This window comes from Roseateles sp. (assembly GCF_031397715.1).
Taxonomy (GTDB): domain Bacteria; phylum Pseudomonadota; class Gammaproteobacteria; order Burkholderiales; family Burkholderiaceae_C; genus Paucibacter_A.
Genome location: NZ_JANNMI010000481.1, coordinates 1 through 8,229 on the forward strand (window position 1 = coordinate 1; position 8,229 = coordinate 8,229).

The 8,229-nt window shown below is 65.0% G+C and carries 6 protein-coding genes and 1 pseudogene; 1 reads left to right on the forward strand and 6 read right to left on the reverse strand.

The features are described 5' to 3' along the window. The 5 genes from RMO57_RS21360 to RMO57_RS21380 all read right to left on the reverse strand — a co-directional run. On the reverse strand, positions 1-1,606 hold a 1,606-nt coding region (locus RMO57_RS21360), incomplete at its 3' end, for a ribonucleotide reductase N-terminal alpha domain-containing protein (protein WP_310390113.1). Between the two features lie 295 nt (positions 1,607-1,901). Continuing rightward, positions 1,902-3,467: a sigma-54 dependent transcriptional regulator gene (locus RMO57_RS21365; protein WP_310390115.1), complete on the reverse strand. Its 1,566-nt coding sequence runs from the start codon at positions 3,465-3,467 to the stop codon at positions 1,902-1,904. 8 nt (positions 3,468-3,475) lie between these two features. After that, the gene (locus RMO57_RS21370) at positions 3,476-5,356 is read right to left on the reverse strand and encodes a sensor histidine kinase (protein WP_310390117.1); all 1,881 of its coding nucleotides are present in this window, start codon (positions 5,354-5,356) and stop codon (positions 3,476-3,478) included. Next, on the reverse strand, positions 5,353-5,601 hold the full coding sequence (locus tag RMO57_RS21375; RefSeq protein WP_310390119.1) for a PP0621 family protein: 249 nt from the start codon (positions 5,599-5,601) through the stop codon (positions 5,353-5,355). Before RMO57_RS21375 ends, RMO57_RS21370 begins: the two co-directional genes overlap by 4 nt. Positions 5,602-5,631: 30 nt before the next feature. Next, the gene (locus tag RMO57_RS21380; protein ID WP_310390121.1) at positions 5,632-6,480 is read right to left on the reverse strand and encodes an inner membrane protein YpjD; all 849 of its coding nucleotides are present in this window, start codon (positions 6,478-6,480) and stop codon (positions 5,632-5,634) included. Between the two features lie 53 nt (positions 6,481-6,533). Here RMO57_RS21380 and ffh point away from each other — a divergent pair, with 53 nt between their 5' ends. Continuing rightward, on the forward strand, positions 6,534-7,919 hold the full coding sequence (gene ffh / locus RMO57_RS21385; protein WP_310390123.1) for a signal recognition particle protein: 1,386 nt from the start codon (positions 6,534-6,536) through the stop codon (positions 7,917-7,919). 3 nt (positions 7,920-7,922) lie between these two features. Here the strand turns inward: ffh and RMO57_RS21390 are convergent. Beyond that, a pseudogene (locus tag RMO57_RS21390) lies at positions 7,923-8,229 on the reverse strand (signal recognition particle-docking protein FtsY); the annotation flags it as partial.

Consider the following 8,229-nt stretch of genomic DNA (forward strand, 5'->3'; position numbering starts at 1 on the left):
TGCGCTTGAAGAGCTTGAGCTCGCCGCGGTCGACCTTGTTTTCGTAGCCGACATAGGCTTCCTCGAAAGCGCGCCCGAACTTGTCGTGCAGGTCGGGGCAGTTCGAGGGCGAGAAGAGCGTCCAGGGGCCGTCCTCGACCACACGCTTCATGAACAGGTCGGGAATCCAGTTCGCCGAGTTCATGTCGTGGGTGCGGCGGCGGTCGTCGCCGGTGTTCTTGCGCAGCTCGAGAAACTCTTCGATATCCAGGTGCCAGGTTTCCAGGTACGCGCACACCGCGCCCTTGCGCTTGCCGCCCTGGTTGACCGCCACCGCGGTGTCGTTCACGACTTTAAGGAACGGGACCACGCCCTGGCTCTTGCCGTTGGTGCCCTTGATGTACGAGCCGAGCGCACGCACATTGGTCCAGTCGTTGCCGAGGCCACCGGCAAACTTGGACAGCAGCGCGTTTTCCTTCAGCGCCTCGTAGATGCCGTCGAGGTCGTCGGCCACCGTGGTCAGGTAACAGCTCGACAGCTGCGAGCGCCGGGTGCCGGCGTTGAACAGCGTGGGTGTGCTCGACATGAAGTCGAAGGTGGACAGCACGTTGTAGAACTCGATCGCGCGCGCCTCGCGGTCGATCTCGCCCAGAGCCAGGCCCATCGCCACGCGCATGAAGAAGGCCTGCGGCATTTCGATGCGCTGCTCATCGATGTGCTGGAAGTAGCGGTCGTACAAGGTCTGCAGGCCGAGGTAGTCGAACTGCAGATCGCGCTCGGCCTTCAGGTGCGCGCCCAGGCGGGCCAGATCATATTGACCCAGGCGCTCGTCCAGCAGCTCGGCCTTGACGCCCTTCTTGATGTAGGCGGCGAAATACTCGGCATAGCGCTCGTGCATCTGTTCCTGCGTGATCTCGCCGCCGACCACCTCGCGGCGGATCGTGTGCAGCAGCAGGCGGGCCGTCGCCTGGCTATAGCCGGGGTCGCGTTCGATCAAGGTGCGGGCGGCCAGGATGGCGGCCTTGTAGACCTCATCGATGGGCACGCCGTCATACAGATTGCGCTTGGTCTCGGCCAGCACCGGATCCGGCTTGACGTCCTCGCCCAGGCCGGCACAGGCCGACACGATCAGGCTTTGCAGATGGGCAAAATCCAGCGGCACGCGCTGGCCGCCGTCGATCACGGTCAGCTGAGCTTCAACCACCGGTGCATCGGTCTTGACCTGCGCCCGGCGCTCTTGCAGGCGGCGCTCGCGGTACAGCACATAGGCACGCGCCACTTCATGATGGCCACCGCGCATCAGGCCCAGCTCAACCTGGTCCTGCACGTCCTCGATATGGAAGGTGCCGCCGCTTGGGCGCGAGCGCATCAGCGCACGCACCACCGCCTCGGTCAGGCCGTCGACCGTCTCGCGCACGCTGGCCGAGGCCGCGCCGCTGGTGCCGTGCACGGCCAAAAAGGCCTTCATCAAGGCAACCGCGATCTTGCTCGGCTCGAACGACACCACTGCCCCGTTGCGGCGCAGGATTTGATAGGCCTGGAATGCCGATTGCAAGAGCTGACCTTCGGGGCCGGCCGAAATTGGGCTGGCACCAAGTTGTGCGGCGTGGGCAAGTTGAGTCTGCATAGATCGTCCTGGTTGGATCTCGTTGGAATTGGGCAATGCCGCGCGTCAAAAGCGACACGGCTTCACATGGAAATGGCTGTACCGGGCAGCTGACTCACTAGCAACATTGCTGAGTTGGAGCGCAATTCAAAGGTGGCCGGGCCACAGCGCGGGGACTGAAAGCCACACCGGATACAGTGCCAAAGGATACCATGAGGCACACTATATCTGGGGTCAGCAAGACCATCAAGCACTACCGATAGCGTATCTATCCCATTGACGGCGAATAGAAATACCGCTAAGCCGCGCCGGCTCGTCAGTCCTCAGCGACCCCGACCTCGTCGGCCGAAACCCCCAGACGCGCCATCCGGTAACGGATCTGGCGCAGTGACAACCCCAGGCTGGCGCCGGCGGCGGTGCGGTTGAAGCGGTGCTGTGTCAAAGCGCGCAGCAAAATATCGCGCTCGACATCGTCCAAAAAACGCGCCAGGTCGGCGGGCAAATCGGTCGCGGTCTTGCCAGCTTCCAGGCCGCCGAAGCTGCGGCCTTCGCTCGCCGCGAACTCGTCCGCGGCGTCCAGGCGACTCAGCTGAGCATCATCCAACAGCGACTCGGGCAGACCCAGATCCGCCGCATCTATCCACTCGCCGCCCGACAGGGCCAGCGCACGGTGCAGCAGATTCTCCAGCTCGCGCACATTGCCGGGGAAGGCATAGCGGGTCAGCTGCACCAGCGCGGCCGGCGTCAGCTGCGGCACCGGCGAGACCCCGGCATCGCCGGCGATGCGCTCCAGCACGCGCGCGCCAATCAGCGGCACATCCTCGATGCGCTCGCGCAGCGGCGGCACACGCAGCTGAATCACGTTCAAACGGTAAAACAAGTCTTGCCGAAAGCGCCCTGCCGCCACCTCGGCGCCGAGGTCCTTGTGGGTGGCGCTCAAGATGCGCACATTGACCGGGCCTTCAGCCACCGCCCCGACCGGCCTGACCGAGCGCTCCTGAATCGAGCGCAAGAGCTTGCTCTGCATGGCCAAGGGCAAGTCGCCTATTTCGTCCAGGAACAAGGTGCCGCCGTCGGCCGCCTGGAAAAAACCATCGCGGTCTTCGTTGGCGCCGGTGAAGGCGCCCTTGCGATAGCCGAAGAACTCGGCCTCCAGCAATTGCTCGGGGATGGCGCCGCAATTGACCGCCACAAAGCGCTGACCGGCCCGCACGCCGCTGTCGTGGATAGCCCGCGCCACCAACTCCTTGCCGGTGCCGGACTCGCCCTGCAACAGCACCGGCGCCATGCTGCGCGAGACCTTGCCAATCAGCGCACGCAGCTCCTGTATGGCGGCCGACTTGCCGGCCAGGCGCGCCAGCGCGGCCGGCGCGGCCGGCGTGATCATAGGCAGGGCTGCGGCCAAGATCGGCTGCATAGGCAGCGCTGGCGCAGCCGCCTTGGCCGGCAGGGTCCGCTCTTTGACGGCGCTTTTCGCCGGCGCTTGGGCCGGCTGGCGGCCCAGCGCCGAGGCCACCACCTGGCGGAACTGACGCAAGTCCACCGGCTTGGTCAGGTAGTCATAGGCCCCCGCCTTGAGCGCCTCGACCGCGTTCTCGGCCGAGCCATAGGCGGTGATGACCAGGGTCTTCTCGGCCCGGCACTGCTGCTCAAGCCAGTGCAGGAGGTCCAGTCCGCTGCCATCGGGCAAGCGCATATCGGTGATGACGGCGCTGTACTGGCGGCGCTGCAGGCGCGCCAAGGCCTCTTGCACCGAGCCGGCGGTTTCCAGCTCATAGCCTTCGCGCATCAGCGTCAGTTCATACAGCGTGCGCAGATCCGGCTCGTCATCGACGACCAGCAAACTAAAGGCCGAGCCTGGGGTAGAAGACGCACTGCTCATGCTTGCTTTCAGAATAGAGAGGGGCTGACCGCGGCACCCGCTGCGGCGGACTCAAGCAGGCGCAGCCGGATGCTGAACTCATTGCCGGGCCTGGCGGGATCCTGCCTGCGGCGATAGTCGATCTGCGCGCCATAGCGCTCACACAGCTCGCGGCAGATATACAAACCCAGGCCCGAGCCGCGGCTGCGGGTCGAGAAAAAAGGCTCAAACAAATGCCGCTCCACTTCGGGCGGGATCAAAGCGCCGGCACTGAACACCGTCAGCCGCGCCCAAGGCTGGCTGTTGGCCAGCACCTCGGCCTTCAACTCGACCTGCACCGAGGCCGGCCCTGGCTCGGCATGCCGCAGGGCGTTGTCCAGCAAATTGACCAGCACGCGGCGCAGGTGCTCGGGATCGAAGCTGATGACCAAGGCGTGCGTGGGCAAGGCACAGCTCAGGCGGTCGCTGGGGCCCGGCACCAACTGATTGGTGCGCGCCCATTCAAGGCAAGTCTCGCTGACCAGCAGGCTGGCATCCAGCGGCACCGGCGCCGGCACCGCGCCGGGCGCCACCTCCAAAACGTCATCAATGATGCGCTTGAGGCGTGCCACATTCGAGGCCACCATGCGGGTCAGCTGCTGCGCCCGCGGCTCGGTCAAGTCCTCGGCCAACAAGGCATTGGCTTGATCGATGGCGGCCAGCGGGTTGCGAATTTCATGCGCGATGCCGGCCGACACCCGGCCCATCGCGGCCAGCTTCTCTTGCTGGCTGCGCGCCAACACCTTGCGGTTGTCTTCGACGAAGAGTACGCACAAATCCTCGCTCGCTTCAGACTCACGCCGGCGCGTGAAACGCATGCGCAGGCGCAGGCTGCGCTCAACGCCGTTGTTAAAGGCCAACCCCACATCGCGCCCGGCCTCGGGCCAAGCAGCCGACGTGAAGGCCTGCTCAACCGCCCGCACCAGCGGCTGCCAGGCGGCGATGCCGCGCAACTGAAACGGCGCCGTGCGCACCGAGGCCGGGCCGTCGGCCAACAAGTCACGCGCGGCCGGGTTGGCGGCGCGCACATGGCCGCGCCGGTCCACCACCAAGACGCCCTCTTGCATCTCGTCGATCACCAGTCGGTTCAGCTGCGCCTGCTGGCGGGCAAACTCCATGCTGCCGCGCGCGGCGCGCTCCTCACGGGCGAGCCGGCTGGCCATCTCACTGGCCAATAAGCTGACGACAAAAAAGCCGCTGCCGACCAGCCCCGCCTGCGTCAGGCGCAGCGCGACGTCGGCGCCGTCCAGCACCGCCCAACCGGCCACGCCCAACATGATCAGGGCCGCAATCGCCGCCGTGGCCAGGCCCAGCACGCGCGGGGTCAACACGCCGGCCATCAAGACCGGCATCACGAACAAGGCACCGTAATTGACCCCGCCGCTGCGGTCCAGCGCGTGCAGCAGGCCGAACAAGGCCAGATCCAAACCGATGCTGGCCCACCATTGCGGGCTGCTCACCCGCGCCAGCGTTTTGGCGCTGGCGCCGCGCTGCAGCCGCGGCAACAACCACCAGGTGATCGCCTGTGTCGCATACAGCAGGGACAAGATACTCGTCCACAGCGGCAAGGCCGAGCCCAGCAGGCCGGCCATCAACTGGGTGGCCACCAGCGCCAGCCCCAAGGCCGCCCGGGCGGCCAAAAACGCTCGGTAAAGGCGGGTGAACGCGTCGCTGCCGGCGTTGCCCAAACGCCTGGCCTGTTGAAAGAAGAACTGCGATTCGGCGGCTAATCCACCGCGTGGATCAAGCGGATTGAGCGAAGTCTGAGAATCCTGGAAATTCTCGGCATCCTGCGATGGCGCCGCGTCGGCGTCGGCGTCGGCGTCGGCGTCAAGGCCAGCGCCAAACCAGGACTGTGGCACTTCGGTCATGACGATGGGTGGTGTTCCAACTCGAAGCTGGCGCGGTGCGCCGCGCTGCAAAACACACCGCCCTGCCCAGGCAGCGCCTCGTCAAGCGGCAAATGCAGGCCACATTGAGCACAGGTCACCATGCTCAAGGGCGCGACTTCGGGCTGCACTTTGAGATCGGGTTTGGCAGCCGGCGGCCGCCTGCGTTTGCGCGCCAGCATGGCGAACAACAGGGCCAGCAAAGCGATCAGCAATAGATATTTCATGGGCGCAAAACTTTCGTCCAAGGCAGAGATTCAAAGCGGCCGCTGCAACACGACTTCCAGCACAAAGCGCGAGCCCGCATAGGACAGCAAGAGCAGCAAGGCACCAAAGTACAACCAGCGCGTGGCGCGGCGGCCACGCCAGCCGAACACGCGCCGGCCCGCCAACAAGCCGGCCAGAACCAGCCAGCCCAACACGGCGAACAAATTTTTATGATCCCAACGCCAATGCGGCGTGAACCACCAACCCAGCAAGACCGCCAGCGACAGCACCGCTACGCCGGCACCGACGAACTGAAAGGTCAGCCGTTCAAGCCTCATTAAGGGCATCAAGGGCTCCAGGCGTGACGCTTGCACGGCTGCCCCCGGCTTGGCTTTGAGCCCGCGCATCTGGCGCTCGGCCCGACTCAACAAGGCCGCATGCAACACCGCCACGCCGAACAAGCCGTACGAGGCTAGGCCCAGCACCCAGTGAATCGGCGCCCAAGGCGACGCCGCCTGAGGGCGCTCCTCGCCTGGAAACAAAAAGGCCACCAACACCGCGAGCACCGCCATCACGGCCAACACCCGCCGCACCCCGGCCAATGGCAAGAAGCGGCTTTCAAGCAGGTAAACCGCAATGACCAGCCAGACCGTCATGGACAAGGCCGGCGCAAAACCAAAACGCGCGCCCGACGAGTCTTGGCCAAAACCGGCGATGTCCAGCACCAAGGCGAGCAAATGGGCGGCCCAGGCCAGCAGCATGGCGGTGTTGCGGCGGGCCGGCGTTTGCGGGTCAGCCGCCGACCCCGCGGCCACCCATCCATAGGCGAAGACGGCCAGCAAACTGGCCGCGCCCAAAGCAAGATTGACGGGGGTCTGAGATGCGGACGATAAAATCATGGCCACAGTGTACTTTTGCGCGCCTCGCTAGTCCGACGGTGCCGACCTCCCCCATGGCTTCCAATTTGACCGATCGCCTGAGTCGTCTCGTGAAAACGATGCGCGGCCAGGCCCGCATCACCGAAACGAACGTCCAGGAAATGTTGCGCGAAGTGCGCATGGCGCTGCTCGAGGCCGACGTGGCCCTGCCCGTCGTGCGCGACTTCATTGCCCGCGTCAAGGACAAGGCGCTCGGTGCCGAGGTGATAGCCTCGCTCAATCCCGGCCAGGTGCTGGTGTCGATTGTGCAGAAGGAACTCGCCGCAACCATGGGCGAAGGGGTGGCCGACCTCAACCTCGCCGCCCAACCGCCGGCGGTGATCCTGATGGCCGGCCTGCAGGGCGCGGGCAAGACGACCACCACCGCCAAGCTGGCCAAGCACCTGATCGAGAAGCGCAAGAAAAAGGTGCTGACGGTCTCCGCCGACGTCTACCGCCCGGCCGCGATCGAGCAGCTCAAGACCGTCACCAAACAGGCCGGAGCCGAGTGGTTCCCATCGACGCCGGATCAAAAGCCGCGCGATATCGCGCTGGCTGCGATCGACTACGCCAAAAAGCATTACTTCGACGTGCTGCTGGTCGACACCGCCGGCCGGCTGGCGATCGACGAGGCCTTGATGGCCGAAATCCGCGATCTGCATGCGATTCTGAATCCGATCGAGACGCTGTTCGTCGTCGACGCGATGCAAGGCCAGGATGCGATCAACACGGCCAAGGCCTTCAAGGAAGCGCTGCCACTGACCGGCATCGTGCTGACCAAGCTGGACGGCGACTCACGCGGCGGTGCGGCGCTGTCGGTGCGCCAGATCACCGGCGCGCCGATCAAGTTTGCCGGCACGTCCGAGAAGATCGACGGCCTGGAGGTGTTTGACGCCGAGCGCCATGCCGGCCGCGTGCTGGGCATGGGCGACATCGTCGCGCTGGTCGAAGAAGTCACCAAGGGCATCGACGTCGCCGCCGCGCAAAAGCTCGCCGACAAGCTCAAGTCGGGCAGCGGCTTTGATCTGAACGACTTCCTGGCCCAGATCAGCCAAATGAAGAAGATGGGCGGTCTGGCCGGCCTGATGGACAAGCTGCCCTCGCAAATGACCGCCAAGACCGGCGCGGCCGATATGGACCGGGCCGAAAAAGACATGCGCCGCATGGAAGGCATCATGAATGCGATGACTGCCAAAGAGCGCCGCCAACCCGCTTTGCTGCTGGAGGGCAAGAGCAAGGCCAGCCGCAAACGCCGTATCGCCAGCGGCGCCGGCGTGCAGATCTTTGAGGTCAACCGCGTACTGACCCAGTTCGATCAGATGCAGGGCATGATGAAAAAGATGAGCGGCGGCGGGATGATGAAGATGATGAAGAAACTCGGCGGCATGAAGGGCATGGGCGGCATGCCCGGCATGAAGTAAGCGCTATTCCAGCAGCGCCTGCGCGAACTCGCGGGCGTTGAAGGTCTGCAAATCTTCGAGCTTCTCACCGACGCCGATGAAGTAAACCGGAATCGCCCGCTCCCGCGCAATCGCCGCCAGCACGCCGCCCTTGGCCGTGCCGTCCAGCTTGGTCACGATCAGGCCGGTCAGGCCGATAGCGTCGTCAAAGGTTTTTACCTGCGCCAGCGCGTTCTGACCAGTGTTGCCGTCAATCACCAGCAAGACCTCATGCGGCGCGCCGATCTGCGCCTTGCCGATGACGCGCTTGATCTTCTTCAGCTCTTCCATC